Annotated in this window: 20 protein-coding genes and 1 pseudogene; 11 read left to right on the top strand and 10 right to left on the bottom strand. The window is 69.5% G+C overall.

Going from position 1 to position 20,297, the window contains the following annotated elements; all coding sequences use genetic code 11:
* Positions 1–82: 82 nt before the first annotated feature.
* Positions 83–850, bottom strand: a complete 768-nt coding sequence (locus G3I71_RS39745; RefSeq protein ID WP_164322854.1) for an SDR family oxidoreductase — start codon at positions 848–850, stop codon at positions 83–85.
* A gap of 87 nt (positions 851–937) precedes the next feature.
* Between G3I71_RS39745 and G3I71_RS39740 the strand changes: the two genes are divergently transcribed.
* Positions 938–1,546: a TetR/AcrR family transcriptional regulator gene (locus tag G3I71_RS39740; protein ID WP_164322852.1), complete on the top strand. Its 609-nt coding sequence runs from the start codon at positions 938–940 to the stop codon at positions 1,544–1,546.
* A 23-nt stretch (positions 1,547–1,569) separates the two neighbouring features.
* On the opposite strand, the gene G3I71_RS39735 is transcribed toward G3I71_RS39740, so the two are convergent.
* The 5 genes from G3I71_RS39735 to G3I71_RS39715 form a co-directional block, all read right to left on the bottom strand.
* On the bottom strand, positions 1,570–2,046 hold the full coding sequence (locus G3I71_RS39735) for a MarR family transcriptional regulator (RefSeq protein WP_164322850.1): 477 nt from the start codon (positions 2,044–2,046) through the stop codon (positions 1,570–1,572).
* A gap of 38 nt (positions 2,047–2,084) precedes the next feature.
* Positions 2,085–2,486 carry a hypothetical protein gene (locus G3I71_RS39730; protein WP_164322848.1) on the bottom strand — a complete coding sequence of 134 codons (402 nt, stop codon included), beginning with the start codon at positions 2,484–2,486 and terminating at the stop codon, positions 2,085–2,087.
* On the bottom strand, positions 2,483–3,277 hold the full coding sequence (locus G3I71_RS39725; RefSeq protein ID WP_164322846.1) for a cupin domain-containing protein: 795 nt from the start codon (positions 3,275–3,277) through the stop codon (positions 2,483–2,485). The genes G3I71_RS39730 and G3I71_RS39725 overlap by 4 nt, the downstream gene beginning before the upstream one ends.
* Positions 3,274–4,530, bottom strand: coding sequence for a sedoheptulose 7-phosphate cyclase (locus tag G3I71_RS39720; RefSeq protein WP_164322845.1), 1,257 nt, complete (start codon positions 4,528–4,530; stop codon positions 3,274–3,276). The genes G3I71_RS39725 and G3I71_RS39720 overlap by 4 nt, the downstream gene beginning before the upstream one ends.
* Positions 4,531–4,945: 415 nt before the next feature.
* On the bottom strand, positions 4,946–5,389 hold the full coding sequence (locus G3I71_RS39715; protein WP_164322843.1) for a MarR family winged helix-turn-helix transcriptional regulator: 444 nt from the start codon (positions 5,387–5,389) through the stop codon (positions 4,946–4,948).
* A gap of 422 nt (positions 5,390–5,811) precedes the next feature.
* On the opposite strand from G3I71_RS39715, the gene G3I71_RS50510 reads away from it, so the two are divergent.
* The 5 genes from G3I71_RS50510 (at position 5,812) to G3I71_RS39685 (ending at position 12,140) form a co-directional block, all read left to right on the top strand.
* Positions 5,812–6,882: a VOC family protein gene (locus G3I71_RS50510; protein ID WP_203732574.1), complete on the top strand. Its 1,071-nt coding sequence runs from the start codon at positions 5,812–5,814 to the stop codon at positions 6,880–6,882.
* Between the two features lie 116 nt (positions 6,883–6,998).
* Entirely contained in the window at positions 6,999–7,715 is a 717-nt protein-coding gene (locus tag G3I71_RS39700; RefSeq protein WP_164322841.1) for a hypothetical protein, read from the top strand.
* Positions 7,716–7,908: 193 nt separating this feature from the next.
* The gene (locus G3I71_RS39695; protein WP_343243211.1) at positions 7,909–9,525 is read left to right on the top strand and encodes an FAD-binding protein; all 1,617 of its coding nucleotides are present in this window, start codon (positions 7,909–7,911) and stop codon (positions 9,523–9,525) included.
* Positions 9,526–9,581: 56 nt separating this feature from the next.
* The gene (locus tag G3I71_RS39690; RefSeq protein ID WP_164322836.1) at positions 9,582–10,784 is read left to right on the top strand and encodes an acyltransferase; all 1,203 of its coding nucleotides are present in this window, start codon (positions 9,582–9,584) and stop codon (positions 10,782–10,784) included.
* Positions 10,785–10,877: 93 nt separating this feature from the next.
* Complete coding sequence (locus tag G3I71_RS39685) at positions 10,878–12,140, top strand: MFS transporter (protein WP_164322834.1); 1,263 nt, start codon at positions 10,878–10,880, stop codon at positions 12,138–12,140.
* A 511-nt stretch (positions 12,141–12,651) separates the two neighbouring features.
* Here G3I71_RS39685 and G3I71_RS39680 read toward each other — a convergent pair.
* Together G3I71_RS39680 and G3I71_RS39675 are read right to left on the bottom strand one after the other, a co-directional pair.
* Positions 12,652–12,990, bottom strand: a complete 339-nt coding sequence (locus G3I71_RS39680) for a co-chaperone YbbN (protein WP_164322831.1) — start codon at positions 12,988–12,990, stop codon at positions 12,652–12,654.
* Between the two features lie 561 nt (positions 12,991–13,551).
* A complete protein-coding gene (locus G3I71_RS39675; RefSeq protein ID WP_164322829.1) occupies positions 13,552–14,691 on the bottom strand; it encodes a CdaR family transcriptional regulator in 1,140 nt (379 codons plus the stop codon).
* A gap of 86 nt (positions 14,692–14,777) precedes the next feature.
* On the opposite strand from G3I71_RS39675, the gene G3I71_RS39670 reads away from it, so the two are divergent.
* Both G3I71_RS39670 and G3I71_RS39665 read left to right on the top strand, forming a co-directional pair.
* On the top strand, positions 14,778–15,833 hold the full coding sequence (locus tag G3I71_RS39670) for a ferredoxin reductase (RefSeq protein ID WP_164322827.1): 1,056 nt from the start codon (positions 14,778–14,780) through the stop codon (positions 15,831–15,833).
* A 7-nt stretch (positions 15,834–15,840) separates the two neighbouring features.
* Positions 15,841–16,959: an acyl-CoA desaturase gene (locus tag G3I71_RS39665; RefSeq protein ID WP_164322825.1), complete on the top strand. Its 1,119-nt coding sequence runs from the start codon at positions 15,841–15,843 to the stop codon at positions 16,957–16,959.
* A gap of 486 nt (positions 16,960–17,445) precedes the next feature.
* On the opposite strand, the gene G3I71_RS39660 is transcribed toward G3I71_RS39665, so the two are convergent.
* Entirely contained in the window at positions 17,446–17,835 is a 390-nt protein-coding gene (locus G3I71_RS39660) for a hypothetical protein (protein WP_203732572.1), read from the bottom strand.
* An 87-nt stretch (positions 17,836–17,922) separates the two neighbouring features.
* Between G3I71_RS39660 and G3I71_RS50505 the strand changes: the two are divergent.
* Positions 17,923–18,099, top strand: a pseudogene (locus G3I71_RS50505) (winged helix-turn-helix transcriptional regulator); the annotation flags it as partial.
* 36 nt (positions 18,100–18,135) lie between these two features.
* Here the strand turns inward: G3I71_RS50505 and G3I71_RS39650 are convergent.
* Positions 18,136–19,017 (bottom strand): radical SAM protein, encoded by an 882-nt coding sequence (locus G3I71_RS39650; protein ID WP_164322820.1) that lies wholly within the window; start codon positions 19,015–19,017, stop codon positions 18,136–18,138.
* A 286-nt stretch (positions 19,018–19,303) separates the two neighbouring features.
* On the opposite strand from G3I71_RS39650, the gene G3I71_RS39645 reads away from it, so the two are divergent.
* Positions 19,304–19,684, top strand: a complete 381-nt coding sequence (locus G3I71_RS39645; protein ID WP_164322817.1) for a VOC family protein — start codon at positions 19,304–19,306, stop codon at positions 19,682–19,684.
* Between the two features lie 151 nt (positions 19,685–19,835).
* A complete protein-coding gene (locus G3I71_RS39640; protein WP_164322815.1) occupies positions 19,836–20,231 on the top strand; it encodes a nuclear transport factor 2 family protein in 396 nt (131 codons plus the stop codon).
* Positions 20,232–20,297 lie beyond the last annotated feature (66 nt).

The raw sequence follows: 20,297 nt of genomic DNA, 5'->3' as shown, positions 1-20,297 counted from the left end.
TGTCTGGTGTGCGTGTAATCGCGGTGTCCCCGTTGACACCCGTGCGTGGCCTCGGTCCCGTCCGGGACGGCCGGTCCGGCGGTCAGAGCTGGGAGCCGCCGGTGGCGTCGATGTTCTGTCCGGTCACCCAGCGGGCGTCGTCGGAGGCGAGGAAGGCGACGATGTCGGCGACGTCCTCGGGGCGCCCCACCCGGCCGAGGGCCGAGAGTGCGGCTGCGGACTCCTCGGCTGCCGCGTTGCCGCGCAGCCAGGAGGCGTTGATGTCGGTGTCGATGATGCCGGGGGCCACCGAGTTGACCGTGATGCCGCGTGTGCCGAGCGCCTTGGCGAGGGTGAAGGTGAAGGCGTCGACGGCTCCCTTGGTCATGGCGTACGCGATGATGTCGGTGAGCGCGATCCGGGTGGCACCCGACGAGGTGTTGATGATCCGTCCGCCGTCCCGCAGGCGCTTGAGCCCGTGCTGTGTGACGAAGAAGGGCGCACGCATGTTGACGGCGACGGCCTCGTCGAACGCCTCGGCCGTGGTTTCCTCGATCTCGCCGCGCGGGGTGATGCCGGCGTTGTTGACCAGGATGTCGAGGTCGGTGCTGCCGGAGTGCTCCAGGACCTGGCGGTCATAGCTCTCCCAGAGGGTTTCCACGTCCCTGGCCCTGCCCAGTTCGGAGTGGACCATGAAGGCGGCCCCGCCCTTGGCCCGGATGGTTTCCACGACCTCGTCGGCGGCGGCGCCGTTGCGCCCGTAGTGCACGGCCACCAATGCCCCGTCGCTGCCGAGTCGTTCGGCGATCGCCCGTCCGATCCCGCGGCTTCCGCCGGTCACCAGTGCTGTCTTTCCTGCGAGCGCGCCCATGGGCTCCCTTTCGCGTCCACGTTCTGTAGCGATGACTACGGAAATAGCGTACCTGAATTTCCTAGCGATCGCTGTAAAATCTGTGCCATGACGACGACCAAGCGCGGCAGGCCGCGGAGTTTCGACCGTGAGGTCGCGCTCGTACAGGCCACGCTGCTGTTCTGGCAGCATGGCTACGAGGGCACGTCCATCGCCGATCTGACCGCCGCCATGGGGGTCTCGCCGCCGAGCCTGTACGCGGCCTTCGGCGACAAGCGCGCCCTCTTCACGGAGGTCGTCGAGCGCTACGGCGACACCTTCGGCGCGTTCATGGAGAACGCGCTCGACCAGGAGAGCGACGCGCGGACGGGTTTCGCAAGGATGCTGGACGACGCCGCGGTGTCGTACACCGACCCCGATCACCCGGCCGGCTGCCTCGTCATCAGCGCGGCGATCAACTACTCCCCGGGGACCGCGGACGTCGAGGAGGACATGCGCGCCCGCAGGGCGGCGAACGTCCGTTCCTTCGAGAAGAGGCTGACCGACGCGAAGGCCCGGGGGACGCTCCCCGAGGGGACCGACACCCGGGCCTTGGCCGTCTACTTCGCCGCGGTCGTCCAGGGCATGTCACAGCAGGCGCGGGACGGCGCGACCGTGCAGGAACTGCGGAGGGTGGCCGAGTACGCCATGGCGGCCTGGCCCGAACCGGTCTCCTGAAACGCCGGACACCCACCCACCGGTCAGCGGGCGGGCGGGTCCTCCCCTGTGCGGCACAGCCGCGCCACTACGTGCGTGTACTTCTCGTCAAACCTCAACTTCTCGAAGGCCAGGTCCAGTTCACGGTCGAGCGTCCGGCTGGCCCCGTTCCATACTTCCAGGCCGGCGTCCGTGACCGCGATGCGAGTGGCCCGCTGATCACAGGGCCAGGCGACCCTGACGGTCCAGCCCGATCGTTCCAACTGGTTGAGTATCCGGCTCGCGGTCGAGTCGCTCACCCCCAGTTGCCGGGCGACGCCGCCCACGGTCACGGACTCCGGCCGCTCACGCACCAGCACGCCCAGGGCCATCAGCGGTCCCGCGCCGATGCCGTGACGGCTCGTCAGAACGCGGTCGAGCCGCGTCTGGAGCAGGGAGAACATGGGCACGACCCGGGTCCACAGCCGGGAGATGTGCTCGGGATGGTCGGCATGCCCTGCAATTTCGTGCGGCTCGGTCACGGCTTCGATGTCCTCGGTCTTTCGGGTTGCGTTCCCTCTCAGGACGGGACCAGCTCGGGCACCCGGGGCGGAAGCCCCTCGGAGACGGAGGCCACCAGCGTGCGTACGGTGATCAGCCGCGCTGGGCCCCGGTCCGTCAGGAGCCGTGCCCGACAGCCGTGGGGAACAAGTGCCAGTTGTCCCGCTCGCAGGACACGTTCGCCGGAAGCCGTGACCAGGAGTGGCTCACCCTCCAGAACGAGCAGTACCTCCTCCACGCCGTGCTGAGGGGTCGTCGTGAGGACCGCGCCCCGGGGAAGCGTCCAGTGCTCCACCGCTTCGCATTCGCTGTGCAGCATCCCCCGGCGCACCAGACACACCCACGCGGCTGTCGCGTCGGCGTCGGGGGCCGCGGTGGTCGCGGCGGCCTGCACCGCCTCGGCGGTCGTCGAGATGATCACAGCGCCTCCACGGGGTGGCGCGGCAGAGCCAGTGTCACGATCAGCAGCCGCAGCGGAGTGGCCGCCTCGAACCCGGTGGACGTACCCGCGCTCAGGGTGACGCAGGTGTCCGGAGACAAGGCGGCCGTGACGCCGTCGGCAGTGGCCCGGCCCGTACCGCTGTGCACGAACACGGCGAGCTCGGCGTCGGGCGCGCCCAGCTCGGTTTGCCCGCCCGCGTCGAGTTCAACGGTCTCCACCCGTCGCAACGGGCCGGAGAAGACACCGTCGGTGGAGACGGTCCGCTCCGCGAACAGGTCGTGGATGACTACGTCGCCCATAGGGGGAACTCCCGGGTGGCTGAGAACGGCTCCGGACAGGACAGCGTCGGTGCCGGGTGCGAGCGTTTCGATGACCCACCAGTCGAGGTCGGAGGGTCCGGTGTTGCGCAGCCCGTGCACGTTGCCGGGAGCCGTCAGCGCGAGTGAGCCCGGACCGACGCGGTGGGGAGCGCCGTTGAAGAGGAACTCTCCGTGGCCGTGCAGGACGAGGTAGATCTCCTCGGTGCGGGTGTGGTGGTGCTCTCCGCTGAGGCCGCCCGGCGGGATGGAGGCCCACTCGACGGCCTCGGTGGCGGAGTCGAGCTGGCGGCGGCCGGCGAAGCACTTCCAGCGCGTGCGCCCCGCTGCTCCGTGGACGCCATGGACCGTCGCCGCACCTGTCGTGGTTCCGATCGAGCGGAAGCCGCGCGGGCTGCCGCCCGCCGCCGGGACGGTGACCGTCCCGGGGTGAGAAGCGGCGGTGACGGTCACTGGGAGACCCCCGTCATGAGCAGTCCGAGTGCCTCGGCCGCCGTGCCGAGTTCGGTCTCGGTCACGTCGTTGACGAAGACCGCGCTTCCGATGCCGACCGGCAGAGGAAGCCGCTGTCTGCCGTCACGGTGGCGCACGGTGTCGCGCAACGCCTCCCCGAGCACCTCCGGCGTGCACAGGGGGTGCCACGCGGGCAGACCGAGGCGCGCCATCACATTGAGGACGCGGTCACGCTGATAGGCGCTGACGAGTCCGCGGCGCTCGGCCATGACGGTGGTGAGCGCCATGTCGACAGCCACGGCCTCGCCGTGCAGCAGTGCCGGCAGGGCGTGCATCTCGATGGTCGGGCTGAAGGTGTGGCCGTAGTCGACCACCCGCTCCAGCACCTTCTCCCAGAGGTTGGGCTGGAGTTCCTCCAACATCCCCTGGATGGCCCGCTCGACCACCTCGGTCGCGGGGTCGAGGTGCAGTCCATGGGCCGCGAGCCGCTGATCCACCGGGACATCGGCCGGCGTGAGCCCGATGCGCGCCGGGCTCTGGAGCCTGGCGCGCAGCAGGCCGGCGCCGTGCTGCTCCAACAGGTCGAACAGGCGGGCGTCCTTGATCAGGGCGATCTTGAGGATCTCCGCCAGTCCGTTGCTGATGTGCCGTTCGTCGAGAGTGGCCAGGAACGACCGGTCCAGCAGCGTGCGGTCCGCCGGGAAGTAGGTGCCGAGGCGGTTCTTGTGCCCGTTGTGGTTGACCCCGGTCTTCGCCCCGACTCCCGCGTCCACCAGCCCGATCAGCGTGGTGGGGATACGGATGAACGGGGTCGAACGCCGGTAGAGGCTGGCGGCGAAGCCGACGATGTCCATGAGGACGCCGCCGCCGATGGCGATGACGGGTTCCCGTCTGCGGTCGATACCGAAGGCGTCGAGGGCCTCGGCGACCCGCAGCACCGCGTTCATCGACTTGTGCGTCTCGCCGTCCTCCAGGACCAGCACACGGTGGTCCACGCCGTGGTGCTCGAAGTAGGCGCGGATACGCTCGCCGTAGAGGGAGTCGACCACACCGTCGGTGACGATGAAACGACGCTGGCCGCCGCTCCCCGAGGCGTCCTCCAGGATCGTGGAGTTCTCGGGATCGAGCAGGTTCTCGCAGGCACGTATCTCGTACTGGACCGGGTTGCTGGTCTGCACCGACCAGTGGGTGACCGGGCTGCCCACGGCAAAGAGACCGTCATTGTTCCGGGTGGTCTGGGTTTCCTGCTGCATAGGGGTTCCGCCTCCGACGAAGAGTCTCGGTTCGGGTCCGTCGCGAATTCGGTCGGGGCAGCTCGCTTGAGTGTCCGCGCGGCAAGGCCCTCCGGGCCGCCTGCGCAGGATCTGGCCACTTCACCGTGGCCTGCCCCCGTCGCCAACAAGACCCTGACACACGATTCGTTGCGCACGCAAGGAATAACTGGAGGTGCAGCGGTGGCGGACGGCCGAGAAGAGATCAACTAGAAGGGGCAAAAGATGTCGTACAGAGATGTATTCCGCGATCGAAGTGTGGCGGGATGGCTGAAACGGCTCGGGCAATCCTTGCTTCCGCAAGGAGCTGGAGGGGTTGCCCAGTCGGCGCGCCGGATGGGCAGGGGCATGAAAAAGCCCCCCGTTCGTTCGAGACGGGGGGGTGGGGCCGGGCGCGTCACTGGTCGAGGGTCGGCGCGTACCGCAGTCTGGCGACGACCGAGCTGGTCCGGCTGTCCACGGAGGCGACCTCCAGCGCCAGGCCGACTTCGCGGCGGAAGAGGTTGCCGATGTCCGCGACCACCGACCGGCCGGCTTCAGTGACGCGCACCACCACACCTCTGCGGTCACCGGCGTGGGCCGCCTTCTCGGCAAGCCCCTGGGTCTCCAGCCGCTGGGCCGCGCGAGTGGCCGACGACTGGTTGAGGCCGAGGAGCTGTGCGAGTTCGTTCATCCGGATGCCCGCCGGGTCGCCGTTGCACAGAGCCCGCAGGGCGAGGAAGTCGGTGAGGCCCAGGTCGAAGTCCTCGGAGAGTCTCCTGTCCAGCGTTGTCCCGACCTCCGCGACGAGAACGGACAGCTGGCTCCATAGTTCGACGCTGTCTTCCTTGCGCGTTCGCATGATGTCACCTTCTCCAGGGTGCCCGAGGGTTCCGCCCCCCGCCGAAGGGACCTTGGGACACAGTGAGCGGCAGGCTCGGTCCCGCGGAAACCGGGACGGCCAGGCCATAACCCAGAGTACGAGGCGGCGGCAACCAAGAGAACCCTTGGGTGACCGGGCTTTTACATGCCTACACATGGAGGTCCCTTCGATCTTGAAGTGGTGACTGTTTGTCGATTGGCCGTAGCGGTGAGAAATGCCTGTTCAGGCACGGCGTGGAGCCCCGGTGGGTACTGCACTCGCATCCCGAGATCCTTGCGCACGCATCGATATTGTCCTACTGTCGCCCTCGGCCGGCCCCTGACCGTGAGCAGGCGGCCGGAGTCGGAGCATTCGTGTGCCGTGCGGCGTCCCGCACTCTGCGCACTATCCAAGGGGGAACCATGCTCAACACCGCCACGGCCTCGTCCACTCCATTGCTCTCCGGTCTGCCCACCGCGCGAGCCGTGGACCACCACGCCTTCACGGTGCCGCACCTCGACGAGGCCATTGCCTTCTTCACCGGCGTGCTCGGGGGCGAACTCTGCTACCGCGAGGGACCGGTCGAGGACTCCTCGGGCGACTGGATGACGAGGAAGCTGGGCGTGCACCCCCGGGCCAGTGCTCAGATCGCCCTGATCAGGCTCGGCCCCCACACCAATCTGGAACTCTTCCAGTACACCGCCCCGGACCAACTCGCCTCCCCGCCCGGCCCGAACGACGTCGGCGGCCATCATCTGGCCCTGACCGTGGCGGACCCGGACGCCGCCGAGGAGCATCTGCGCCGGGCGGGCACCGTCCGTCTCGGGCCGTCGGACAGCGCCTTCGCCGAGCGTCGCCGCTGGTTCCTGACGCCCTGGGGGACGCTGTTCTCCCTGCGCGGCCAAGGACTGCGAACCGGCCGGAGCTTCATGCCCGCGGCCGTGCCGTACACGAACGGCGTGCAGCGAGCACTGGGTCTCCTGGGTGTGGATCACGTGAGCTACACAGTCGGCGACCTCGACGCCGCCACGGCCTTCTTCACCGACGTGCTCGGCGCGGAACCGTTGGACAGCTCGCAGGATGCGGCGGACGGGCCGGACGGTCACTGGCCGCCCGGAGCCGAGCAGTCACGGCGAGTGCTGCTGCGCACCGGCCCGACCGCCAACTGTGAACTGATCCAGAGCGGAACGGGCGCCCTGCGCTCCCGCCCTCCGCGTAACAGCGACATCGGCGGCCACCACCTGGCCTTCTTCGTGGACGACGTGGACGCTGCCGCTGCCTACCTGCGCGAGCAGAGCGGTGTGGTGCTGATGGACGAGCCGGAGACCATCACCGAAGGCCCGATCGCCGGCGATCGCTGGCTCTACTTCAGCACCCCGATCGGCATCCAGATGGAGATCATCAACATGCCGGACGGGTCGCTGCCGTACGAGACGCAGACCTCGGCCCGCCGTGCCACGCCCGGCGACCTGCGCTGGCACGACCGCCCCTGAGCGAAGGAGCCCGCCCGCGGTCGGGGCTCGCCGGTGAAACGTTCCGTCAACGGTCGTCCCGATCCTTCGGCCGACGGGGCGCTTCCACAACTGTCCATCACTCAGGGGGAACCACCATGAACACGCTCGACGTCTTGTCCGACCGCCCGCCCGGACCACCGCGTGGTGCGAAGGCGCACGTGGCACTCTGGCTCGACTGTCGGCGCGCTTCGGAGGAGACGGCGGAAGCGGCCCGCGCCGAGGCGGCGTACACAGTCCACGACGTACTGCCGCCGGCCTCCGGGACCGCGTCGACCGAACGCTCGTCCGTGAACGGCACGGTCGTCGTCGGACCTGTCCACTCGCTCGCCGGCTACCGGCGTCTGATGCGCGGGCTGCTCTCCAGCACCACGGCTTCGCCCGCAGCGCGCCCGCCCGCCATCGAGTACCCCGTCCAGGCCGTCGACGCCCTGGTCAACGCACGCCTCGACCTGACCGGCGGCTGCGAGGCCAAAGCCATGCGGTCCTGCGCCGGGGTCGCCGGAGCCCACCTGCTGTACGACGCGCTGCGGCACGATCTGCGTTCCCCGGACTGGCTCCGGGCCATGGCCGGCGGAATCCCTGCGCCGTATCTGTTGTGGACCACCCACTTCGGCGCAGGTCCCGACCGGGGAGCCGAGTACGCAGCGAAGTGTCTGTTTCCCGGGACGGCCGTGGCGCTGGCGCCCGACGCACTGCGGACGTTCACACGGCACACCGTCGTCACCGGACCGACCTCGGTCGACCTGGTGGAGGCCCGCCGTGTGGCCGGCATCCTCGATTGGTTCGGCATTCGCCTCGACGCGCTCGACTGACCCGGCGGGCCAGGCCCTCGGACACACCCCGCGCGGCGCGTCGACGCCGTAGCGGCACCTTTCACGCGCTCACGCCGCCAACGCGTGCGGCTGTCACCTTCTCCGTCACTCCAAGGACTCACCCATGCCTTCTCCTGCCCCACTTCGCTCAGACACCTCAGCCGCACCGACTCCCGCCGTGCGCCCTGATCGCGTGCACCGCCGGACGTTCCTGTCCGGCACGGCCGCGGCGGGCGGCGCCCTCGCGGCAACCGCGGCCGGCCTGCGGCCCGCGGCTGCGGCCGTGCCGGACAGGGATTCCGCCGCCCCGGCCCCGGCCGGCCCTCCGGTCACGGTGCGCCCGGAGGACCAGCGCTACGCCGACCTGCGGCGCGGCACCAATCAGCGGTGGGTCGGCAGCCCCGAGCAGATCGTCCTCGCCGCCTCCACGGCCGACGTCGTCCGGGCCGTGCAACAGGCGGTCGACTCCGGCAGACGCCTGGCCGTGCGCAGCAGCGGCCACTGCTACGAGGACTTCACCACCAGCCAGGACATCGCGGTCGTCCTGGACCTGTCGCGCATGGACGACATCTCCTACGACGAGAGCCGCCGAGCCTTCAGCGTCCGGCCCGGCGCAGCCCTCGGCCGGGTCTACGACCGCCTCTACAAGGGCTGGGGTGTCTACCTCCCGGCCGGCAACTGCCCCACCGTCGCGGCCGGAGGCCACATCCAGGGCGGCGGCTACGGCTCCATGAGCCGACGCGACGGGCTCGCCGTCGACCACCTGTACGGCATCGAGATCGTCGTCGTCCAGGCGGACGGCACTGCCCGCGCGGTCACCGCGACGCGTGACCCCGACGACCCCAACCGGGAGCTGTGGTGGGCGCACACGGGAGGCGGTGGCGGCAACTTCGGTGTGGTGACGCGCTACTGGCTGCGCTCCCCCGATGCCACGGGCAGCGATCCGACCACCCAACTGCCCACGCCCCCGCGCGAGGTGTGGCTGAGCGAGGTGGCCTGGCCGTGGGAGCAGTTGACCGAGGCCCGCTTCACCCGGCTCCTGTGGAACCACGGCGACTGGCACGCCCGCAACAGTGCCCCGGACTCCCCGTACACAGCGTTGTTCAGCCAGCTCAAGCCCTTCCACAAGTCGGCGGGCGCGATCGTGCTCGACTCGCTGGTCGACGCCGGCATCCCCGGCGCCGAACGCCTGCTGCGGAACTACATGTCCGAGGTCGGCGCAGGGGTGGGCGTCACACCCCAGGTCCGCCAGTACCGGCGGGTCCCGTGGCTGCACGCCACCCAGTGGCCCGGGTTCACCGGCCCGGACCCCACGATCAGGTTCAAGGGCAAGTCCGTCTACGCCCGGCGCAACTACACCGACGCCCAGATCGCCGCCGCCTATCGGCACCTGACCCGCGACGACTTCCACAACCCGAGCGCGCTTCTCATGATCGCCTCGTACGGCGGCAAGGTGAACCTGGTCGCCCCCGGTGACACCGCGGTGCCGCAGCGGGACTCCGTCCTCAAGTACCAGGTCGTCTCGCTGTGGAACGACGCGGCGGACGACCAGGCCAACATCGCCTGGGTCCGGGAGTGCTACCGCGACATGTTCGCCGCCACCGGCGGCGTGCCGGTGCCGAACGAGACCAACGACGGCTGCTTCATCAACTACGCCGACACCGACCTCGGCGACCCCCGGTGGAACACCTCGGGCGTGCCGTGGCACGACCTCTACTACAAGAACGGCTACCGACGCCTCCAGAAGGCCAAGGCCACCTGGGACCCCAACGGGTTCTTCCGGCACGCCCAGTCGGTGCGGCCCGCGTGACCCCGTCCCGTCCGCTCCGCTTCGCCCAGACACTCCCACACCCCGAGGTGAACATCGTGTCCGCTGAATCCGCCGCACCCGGGCGCGCGTCCCGGCTCCCCTCACTGACCGGGATGCGGTTCTTCGCCGCCTTCCTCGTCTTCCTGTTCCACCTGTCGCTGCTCGAGGCCTACTCCACGACGGGCGAGGGCCACGGCCCGTTCGCCTCCGCCATGAAGAACGGCGGGTGGGCGGGCGTCACCTTCTTCTTCATCCTCAGCGGCTTCGTCCTGACCTGGTCCGCCCGGGACAACGACACCACCCGTGCGTTCTGGGGCCGCCGACTGGTCAAGATCTACCCCAACCACGTCGTCACCTTCTTCCTCGCCCTGGCCTCGTACGCCTACGTGTCGGCCACCTGGGGGAGCGGCATCCCCAACTTCCTGCTCCTGCAAGCGTGGATACCGCACGACTACGTGTTCTTCAGCATCAACAACCCCAGTTGGTCGCTCTCCTGCGAACTCGTCTTCTACCTGCTGTTCCCCGCCCTGTACCGGGGTGTGCGCCGGATTCGTGCCGACCGGCTGTGGTGGTGGGCGGCCGGAACCGCCGCGGCCATCGTGCTGCTGCCCCTGGTCGTCGAACTACTGCCGACCGGCGAGACGTTCGGCCCCAATCACGCCAACTCGCCGCTGTACGGGCACTCGATCACCCAGATGTGGCTCGTCTACATTTTTCCGCCCGTCCGGGTGCTCGACTTCCTGCTCGGCATCCTGATGGCCCGGATCGTACTGTCCGGCCGGTGGATCGGCCTCGGAGTACTGCCCGCCCTGGCCCTCACGGTGGCGGCGTACGTGGTGAGCCTCTACGTCCCCTTCCTCTTCTCCCTGAACGCCGTCGTCGTGGCCCCCTTCGCCCTGCTCGTCTCCGCCGCGGCGGCACGGGACGCGCAGGGCCGCGGCACCGCGGTGAGCGGACGCGTATGGATCTGGCTGGGCGAGGTGTCCTTCGCCTTCTACCTGGTTCACCAGATCCTGCTCTCCGTCACGCAGGAACGCTTCGGCTTCCGGGCGCAGGACTCGCTCGCCGAGGCCGTCGGCGTCGCCGCGCTCGTCGCGGCGGTCAGCCTGCTGCTGGCCTGGCTGCTGTACATCGGCGTGGAACGGCCGGCGGTCCGGGCCCGAGCACGCCGGGCCCGGCGGACGATCCCGGCACCGGGTGCCGCCGTCCCGTCGCCGCGTGACGACAGCGACCGGCCCGTCACCGTCGGCTCGACCTGACCCCTCGCGTCCAGCACGCGTGCTCCCCGCGGCACGGCACCTACGTACCAGGCACAGACACGGCGACCCCGGCAGGGGAAGCCGTGTCTGTTCTTGCCGGACACGGCCGACGAGGAGAGCACCGACAAGGAGAAGACCCTCATGCCGCTTCCCGTCGTCGCGATGATGCTCTGCACCTTCTGTATCGGTACCGCAGAGAGCGTCATCGCCGGCATCCTCCCGGCGATAGCCACGGACGTCGGCGTCTCACTCAGCGCCGTCGGCATGCTGATCAGTGTGTACGCCGTCGCGGTGGTCCTGCTCGGACCGTTCGTCACCGCGGCCACCGTCCGGCTCCGCCAGAGCGTTCTGATGCCCTGCATGATGGGCGTGTTCGTCCTCGGCAACGTACTCGCCGCACTCTCGCCCGGCTTCGGCTGGCTGATCGCCGGACGGGTGGTGAGCGCGCTGGTCCACTCCACACTCATCGCCGCCTTCGTCGCGGCGGCACGCGACATGGCACCCGCGGACCGCAGGGCCGCCTGGGGAGCGAAGGTCACCCTCGGCATCGGGCTGTCCAGCGTGGCCGGTGTGCCGGCCGGCACCCTGATCGGAAACGCCTTCGGCTGGCGCGCGACTTTCTGGGCGCTCGCCGCGCTGAGCCTGGCCGCCGGAGCGCTGCTCATGCGGTGCACGGTCCCCGACCCGCTGCCGACGGCCGCCGCGTCCGGCGGTACGACCGACACCGTCCAACGCAAACGGGCCCTTCCCGGGCCGATGTTGCTCGTCGCCCTGGTGATCGTGCTCGGCACGGGAGGGGTGTTCGCCCTCTACACCTACGCCTCCCCCTACCTCACACAGTCCGCCGGATTCGGCCCGCAGACCGTCACCGTCCTGCTCCTCCTCTACGGCGCCGGCGGCATCCTCGGCAACACGGTCGGCGGACGCGCAGCCGACCACTCCCCCCGAGCCGCCGTACTCGTCACCCTGGGCACGGCCACAGCCACCCTGATGCTCCTGTCCCTGCCGGTCGGTGGCCAAGGCATCGTGGCCGGACTGTTCTGCCTGCTCGGAGCCGCCTACTTCGCCACGATCCCCGCCCTCAACACCCAGATCGTGACCGCCGCGGGCACGGCATCACCCACCATGGCCCTCACCATCAACAACTCCGCCTTCTGCGTAGGCATCGCGCTCGGCAGCTGGCTCGGCGGCTTCCTCCTGGCGCACGGCCACGCTCTGCCGTCCGTCGCCGCAGCCGGCGCGGCGCTGACCGGCGCGGCCCTGCTCCTCGCCCTCGTCTCCGTGAAACACGGACGGGGCACGGCCAGGACGCCCGAACCGGCGATCCCGAAGACGACAAGCCCCACCCCGCGGTGAACGCCGGCCCACGAGCTCCGGATTGGCCCGGTGCTCGCCGTCCGGCCCACAACAGGCCGGCCTCGGCGAGCCGGGGCCGCTGACCTGCCATTGTCGGGGCAGATGTCCGGCGGTGCCCAGGCGGTCGTCGAGTCTGTGGTCGGGCACGTGCACCACTCGGTTTGCGGACGCACCAGCTGGGTGGAAGGCATGGGCTGTGACGTGGACGCTGCCGCAACCGATACTCGCCACCCCGGTGCCCGACCCGACTCTGCTGCCAGGATGGACGGGACAGCCGACGTCATGGCAGGTTCAGTGCGCTGGTCTCCGTCGACGCGGGGCAGGTGGTACTGCGCTCGAGATGGGGCCGCCCTTCCCCGTGGTGGGGGCCGGGCCGCGAGCTGCCGGACGCGACAGCGCTGGACGGGATCATGTGACCTGTGGGGGTGTCTCAGCCCCAAGGTGTCTCAGACGGCGCAGCTCCCATGGACGAGACGTGACAGACGTCGCGGCCACGTGCCGCAGCGGCCGCTCAGAGGTGGCCGTCCAGGAACTTCCGTACCTCGGTGATGGTCATGGGCCCCGTGCCGTGTGCCACCGCCTCTCCCTCCTTCAGCAGGACGTAGGACGGGGCTCCGGTGATCCCGTATCGCTCGGTCGCAGCCGGACAACGCGTGATGTCGGCGCGGACGGCCGTCAGGCGGCCCGTGTAGTCGTCGGCGATGCCACCCACGACGAGGTCCATCACCCGGCAGGGCTCGATCGCCTTGGGCCATGTCCCGGTGAAGTATGCGAGGACCGGAACTCCGCTCATCCCGAGGACGAAATTGAACTCCGCGTCCTCACGGGGCCGGTGAACCCGATTCGCCATGGAAGCTCCTGACCTCACGTTCCGTCATTCCATCCCCATCATCCCTCACGCGGTGTGCCAGGCCGGCCCGGTCGGTCGTCCGGTTGACCTGCCGGAAGAGAGGCACGGGGCCGTCGCAGAACCACGGCGGTCCCCGGCGCGAGCGGCCCGGCCTCCCGACTCGGGTGACCCGGCCTGGCCGTCCCGCCGGTCACCCAGCTGCAGCCCGCCGCGCGCCCGTGGATCAGCTCCAGCCAGGACAGCACCCTCCACGACGACATGAAAGCCGTTTTCCAGGGCATAGCGGACCGGATCACCGACCAGATGCTCGATGAGCGCGTCGACGAGCGGGCCGGTGCGCGTCGCCCACCGGACCCAGTCGATCCGTATCCGCCACCGCGCTTGTCAGAGACAGCGCCCCCGACGGGCTTCCCGATGCCTTGTCCGGTCTTCACGTCAGCCCCGGTCTCAGCTGGCTGATACCGCTCTTCCCCGGGCCGCATGAGCCGGCTGATGGCACCGAGAACGAGGCACGGTTCCTGGACCGCTCGCGGACGCGGTCGTGGACGGTCGAAGTACGCGTCAGCTGACCCGAAGACCGACCGCCAGCGTCAGTTCAAGGACCCGGTGTGGCGATGCGAGGTCCGGAAACAGCTCCCGCAGCTGCGACATCCGGTACCGGACCGTCTGGGGATGGACGAACAACGCCGCCGCCACCTCGTCCCGCCTGCCCTGGTGCAGCAGCCACGCCCGCAACGTCTCCTCCAGCCGCCGTGCGGTCGCGACAGGCAAGGTCCGCAACGGTGCGAGGGCTCGGGCACGCAGGTCTGCGAACGCGTCCACGTCGGCGCTCAGCACCAGCTCGGGCAGGTGGTCCTCGGTGTCGCGAATATCAGAGGAGAGGGAGCGCGCGCGTACGGCTCGTGCGTACGAGGCGGACGCACGAGTCCATGGCCGGGCCGGGCCGACCACGGCGGTGCGGTCGGTCAGCTGCCGCAAGAGATGTGATCGGTCGGCATCGGGGACGAGCAGCACACCGGTGGCGTCCGGCAGATCGTCGAGGACGAGGGTGCTCGGGTCGAGCGCGCGGTAGGCGGGCCGAGCCTGGGCGGCGGGCAGCAGGACCGCGGTCAGTGAAACCGGAGGCTGCCACCCGGCCCGTTGAACAGAGGCCAGCAGCACGTCCGGGCTCGCGTCGGCGAGGAGGTCGCGGGCCAGGTGTTCCAGGTGGCGCTCCTGGGCCCTGCCCCGGGTGCCCAGTTCGTCGGCGTGGCCCGCGGCGCTCGCGGCGGAGAGCTCGTCGATGTAGGCGAAGGTCAGCTCGGCGAACTTGGCGACCTCGGCGGCGGGCAGCCCTGCGGGTACGGCACCCGCTGCCAGGCATCGCCAGGCCACGCGGGCGCCGACGCGGTAGGCGCTGAGCAGGGCGTCCATCGAACGGCCGTCGCGCACCTCGCCGCGCCCCAGCTCGTAGGCCGCGTCACCGGCGTCGCCGCCTGTGGCGTTCCCGCTCGCGAGGTCCAGGTAGTGCCCCAGGGCGGTGCGGACGGCCCGGCGGATGGTGGCGCCCATGCGGCCCGAAAGGGCGTTGGCGTAGGAAGGGACCTCGTCGATGATCGCCTGGACGATCTCGTCGGCCGTGGTCTTCAGCGCGGCCCGAAGTGCGGTGACCGTCGTCTCATCCAGGGCCAGTTCGCTGGCCCTCCTGATTGCATGCCCCATTTTTTGTTCCCTGTGAACAATTCAGTCGACCAGATTCACGTCCTGCGGTCAGGACTTTACGCCCTGAGGCGCAGCAAGCTGGAGTCATGACGAGTACAGCCCTCCGCAGCAGGGCGTGGAAACTGCTGGAGATGGTCACGACGCCGCTACTGCCGTCGGACTACCTCGACCTGGTCGGCCCGCTGCGTGCGGGCGCTGACCTGCGTGGGCGCATCGAGGCCGTGCACCCCGAGACGGGTGACGCAGCGACCATCGTGATCAGGCCGGGACGGGGCTGGCGCGGCCACACAGCCGGTCAGTACGTGCGCATCGGGGTCGACGTCGACGGGGTGCGCCTGTGGCGTGCCTACTCCATCACCTCACCGACAAGCCGCCAGGACGGCCGCGTCACGATCACCGTGAAGGCGATCCCGGACGGCAAGGTCAGCAACCACCTGGTCCGCAGGGCGAAACCGGGCACGCTGATCCAGCTCGACCAGCCGACCGGTGACTTCGTGCTGCCGCAGGCCAAGCCCGCCAAGGTGCTCTTCCTGACGGCCGGCAGCGGCATCACGCCCGTGATGGGCATGCTGCGCGACACCGAGTTCGACGACGTCGTCATGGTCCACTCGGCGCCACAGCCGCAAGACGTGATCTTCCGCAACGAACTGCACGGCCTGGTCGCGGACAAGAACCTGCGGCTCACCGAGGTGCACACCGACACGGACGGCGTGCTCGACATCGCCCGTCTCGACGAACTCGTACCCGACTGGACCGAGCGCGAGACCTGGGCCTGTGGGCCCGCGGGCCTGCTCGACGCCGCCGAAGAGCGCTGGACCGAGCACGGCGCACAAGAGCGCCTGCACACCGAACGCTTCCGCCCCGGCATCGCCGTCGTCGGCGACGGTGGCGAGGTCACGTTCAGCACCACCGGCAAGACCGTCGACGCGGACGGCGCCACTCCGTTGCTGGACATCGGCGAGGAGGCCGGCGTGCTCATGCCCTCCGGGTGCCGCATGGGCATCTGCTTCGGCTGCGTCACGCCGCTCAAGGCGGGCGCCGTCCGCGACCTGCGCACCGGCGAGATCACCGAGGCCGAGCCGGGCGTCCTCATCCAGACCTGCGTGTCCGCCGCGGCGGGCCCCTGCGACATCGAACGGTAGGAGCACCTTGACCGCCACCGACCCCACCGCCCACCTGACCGCGGAGCAGATCGAGGAGCTCGGCCGCGAGCTGGACGCGATCCGCGACGAGGTGATCGCCGTCCGCGGCGAGAAAGACGCCGCCTACATCTGTAAGGTCATCTCGGCGCAACGCAAGCTCGAGCTGGTCAGCAGGGGCGTGCTGCTGTTCTCGATCTTCCCGCCCGCTTGGCTGCTCGGCACCGCCGGTCTGTCCGTGGCGAAGATCATGGACAACATGGAGATCGGCCACAACGTCCTGCACGGCCAGTGGGACTGGATGCGGGACCCGAAGATCCACTCCACCACCTGGGAGTGGGATCACGCCTCGCCGTCCGAGCAGTGGAAGCACTCGCACAACGAGCTGCACCACACGTACACCAACGTGATCGGCAAGGACAACGACCTCGGCTACGGCATCATGCGCGTCGACGAGGACCAGAGGTGGCACCCGTTCCACCTCGGCCAGCCGCTGTGGAACTTCCTCAACGCCTGCTTCTTCGAGTACGGCATCGCAGCGTACGACCTGGAGCTCGCCAAGAACCTGCAAAAGCGCCGCCGCAAGAACCCCGAGTTCCGCGCGCGGGCCAAGGCCGTGGGCCGCAAGATCCGCAAGCAGGTGCTCAAGGACTACGTGATCCACCCGCTGCTGTCGGGCCCGTCGTTCCTCACCACGCTCGCCGCCACGTTCACCGCGAACCTGGTCCGCAACATCTGGACCCACTCGGTGATCATGTGCGGGCACTTCCCCGAGGGCGTACAGGTCTTCGAGCGCCGCTCGATCAAGGGCGAGACCCGCGGCCAGTGGTACCTGCGCCAGATGATGGGCTCGGCGAACATCAGCGGCAGCAAAGCCATGCACTTCATGACCGGCAACCTGTCGCACCAGATCGAGCACCACCTGTTCCCGGACCTGCCGAGCAACCGGTACGCCGAGGTCGCGGTGAAGGTGCGCGCGCTGTTCGAAAAGTACGAGCTGGAGTACGTCACCGGGCCGCTGCCCAAGCAGGTGCTCTCCGCGTGGCACAAGGTCTTCCGGCTCTCGCTGCCGAACAAGAAGCCCACGGTCAAGACGCCGGACCGCGAGCAGGAGCTCGTCGCGGCCTGATTCCCTGTATCGGTTCAGATCTTTCGGCCGTACCGGCGGCACCGCCGGGTTCGGTGAGATCCGTTGCGGACGGTGGGCGGCCGCGACACCAGACCGTACGACACGGGATCCGGGCAGCCCGGTGTCCGGCTGCGCCGCCTGGACGTGCGCCAGAAGCTCAGCACACAGCCCCCGCCGAGGTGTTGCAGTGCACTGACCTGCCGTGGACGGGTCCATGGTCGGGCCGGTGGTCAGGTGCGTACGCGCACTCGGTTGACCGACGGGCCGGCTGGGTGGAAGGCATGGGCTGTGACGTGGACACTGCCGCAACCGATGCTCGCCGCCCCGGTGCCCGACCCAGGCCGGCTGCCGGGGTGGGCGGGAGAGCCGAAGTGGGACAGGTGACAGGCCCAGGTCTCCATCGACGCGGGGCGGGTGGTACTGCGCTCGAGGCGCGGCACCGAGATGGGGCCGCCCTTCCCCGAGGTAGTCGCCGGGACCGCACAACTACCGGACGCGACAGCGCTGGACGGCGAGCCGGTCGTATGGGACGCCGCGGGCCGCCTCGCGTTCGAGCGGCTCCAGGACCGGCTGCAACGGCACGGCGCCGGAGCAGCCCTGCTCGCCGATCAGGGGAGCCATTGAGGTACGGAGCTCCTCGGCGGTGATCTGGTCGAAGACCACGTCGCGTCCGAGCCGGGCGCCGAACGCCTCGGCCAGATCCGGCCCCCTGATCGCCGGGTATTGGCCGACGGAGACCACGCCGGTGACGTCCGTGCCGTCGAGCAGGGCGGCGTCGGCGGCGTCCAGGTGTGAGGCCCAGGAGGCGGGGAAGTCGGGCCGGATCCGGTAGAGCAGTACGCCGCGCTCGCGGACCGAGCCGATGACGTGCGGCATGAGCAGGTTCTCGAGGTGGAGCTCGGGCGCGATGACCGCGTCGGACGTGCCGCTGCCGGCCAGGCCAGCGGCCAGGGTCGCGCGGCGGCACGGCTGCGCCAGTTCGAGCGGCACGGCATCGTCACCCGCACGGCCTACGCGGAGATCCCGCCGCGCGTCGAGTACGCGCTGACCCCTCTCAGCGAGGGGCTGCGCGCGGTCCTGGAGGCCATGGGAGCCTGGGCCATGGCGGTGCCGGATCCCGAGCCTGGCGTCACCGCCTGACGTACGCCTGGTCCGGCGGCCCGGACACGGTCATAGTCACGCCGAGGATGCGAGCCTCTGGCGCAGGGCGTCGTTGTCGTCGTGGTGGACGACCTCCTCGAAGCGCAGCCGCAGTCCGTGCTTGTCCAGCAGCTCCGCCACGATCGCGTCGAGCTGTTCGCGGTGCTCTTTGGTCCGCGCCTGGAGGTACGCCTCGCGGACGTCTTCGGGCTCGTCGGCGAGGACCTGGTCCATACGCTCACGGATGTACCGCTTGAGGTTGATGTGCTCCATGAACACCTCTCTCACCCCGGCCTCGACGAGCCGGCCGAAGAGGTCGTCCAGGAGTTCGGGCTGGGTGGCGAAGTGGGGTAGGAGCGGGCCGACGAAGGCGTAGGTGCGAATGCCGGCCTCGTTGAGCTCGGCCAGGGTGCGCAGGCGGCGGGAGGCGAGCGGGGCGCGGACCTCCAGCCAGCGGCTGACCTTGTCGTCGGTGGTGGTCACGGTCATGCCGACCTCGGCGCGCGGCAGGCTGGTGAGCAGGTCGATGTCGCGGGTGACGACGGGCGACTTGGTGAGGATGCGGACCAGGCCCGGGTACGCGACCGCTTGCAGTTCGCGCAGGATGCCGCGGGTGAGCCGGTACTTCGTCTCGTGGCCCTGGTAGGGGTCGGTGACCGAGCTGAGCAGCATCGTGCCCCGCCGCTTGTCCTGCGGCATCTTCGCCAGCTCCTTGCGGGCGAGCTCGACCGCGTTCTTCTTCACGTACAGGTAGTCGCCCCACTCCTTGACGGACCGGCCGAACTGGCGCCCGGCGAAGCTGGCGAAGCAGTAGGCACAGCCCAGCACGCAGCCGGTGTAGGGGTTGATGACGTAGTCGTTCGACGGGGTCTTCGACTTCTGGATCAGGGTCTTCGCCTCGATCTCGACCGGCTCCATGACGTACTTCCTTCCTGCGGCCCGGCGGTCCGTGTCCGACGTGCCGGGGTCCCGTGCTGTCCGAGGGCCGGCAGACCGCAGGCCACCGAACCCATACACACGGAACAATAATCTATGGAAGTTGCTTCCATGGAATGGAAATGATTTGCTGGACACCGGACCGGTTCGGAGCCCGCCACCTCTGCCGGGTTCTCGCGAGCCCCCAAGGGCGGCGGTCACCGCCTGGATTCAGCCTGTCGCAAAGAGTTGGATATCATACTTTTTCGGATGATAAGGAGTGCATGTCATGACGGTCCCCGCCTTCAACTCGGTTGCGTGGTTCGAGTTCGGCACCGACCAGCCCGAGAAGGTCAGGGAGTTCTACGGCGGGCTCTTCGACTGGAAGTACGCCCTCAACACCAACACCCCCGGCGTGACCTACCACTCCGTGACGACGCCGGGCGCCGGGCAGCCGACCGGCGGCATGTGGGAGTCGGAGGGCAAATTTCCCAACTACGCGATCTTCTACGTCCTGGTCCAGGACGTCGCCGCGACTGTCGAGCGCGGCCGTGAACTCGGCGCCACGGTCCTCATGGAGCCGGTCTCCGACTCCGCGGGCCTCACCTTCGCCCGGCTGGAGGACACCGCCGGCAACCACTTCGGCGTCTTCTCCGCACCCGCCCCGTAAGCCCGACCACGGGCCGCCGGCCGCCCCGTCGCCAGCTGCCCTTCAGAGAGCGGGCGGCACCGCAACCTGTGCCCCTTCCGGCCTGCCTCGTACCACCGTTCCCCCGACCGGGAGGTTCCCGATGATCCCGACCGAACCCAAGGAGACCACGATGACCACTGCCAACCTCGACCTGGCCCGCGCCTACTTCCAGGCCGTACAGACCGGAGACATGGCCGCCCTCGGCAGCCTCCTCGACGAAGAGATCGTCTGGCACCAGCCCGGCGCCAACCAGTTCTCGGGGGACCACAAGGGCCGGGACGCCGTTTTCCAGATGCTCGGCGGCATGATGGAGGCCAGCCAGGGCAGCTTCGCCATCGACAAGATCCACTCCCTCATGGGCAACGGCGACCTGGTCGCCGCCACCATCCACTTCACCGGCCGCCGCGGCGACACGTCCATGGCCATGGACGGCGTGGACCTCCTGCGCATCCAGAACGGCAAGATCACCGAGATGTGGCTCTTCTCCAGCGCCCAGAACGCCGAAGACGCCTTCTGGGGCCGCTGACACCCACTGCGCATCCCGAGCCGGCCCGGCCTTGGGGTGGCGAACGGCCCCACCAGAGTGAAAGGC

The organism is Streptomyces sp. SID12501, assembly GCF_010550245.1.
Classification (GTDB): Bacteria; Actinomycetota; Actinomycetes; order Streptomycetales; family Streptomycetaceae; genus Streptomyces.
Note: the sequence above shows the minus strand (reverse complement) of the source record. Positions and strands in the feature narration are given on the sequence as shown.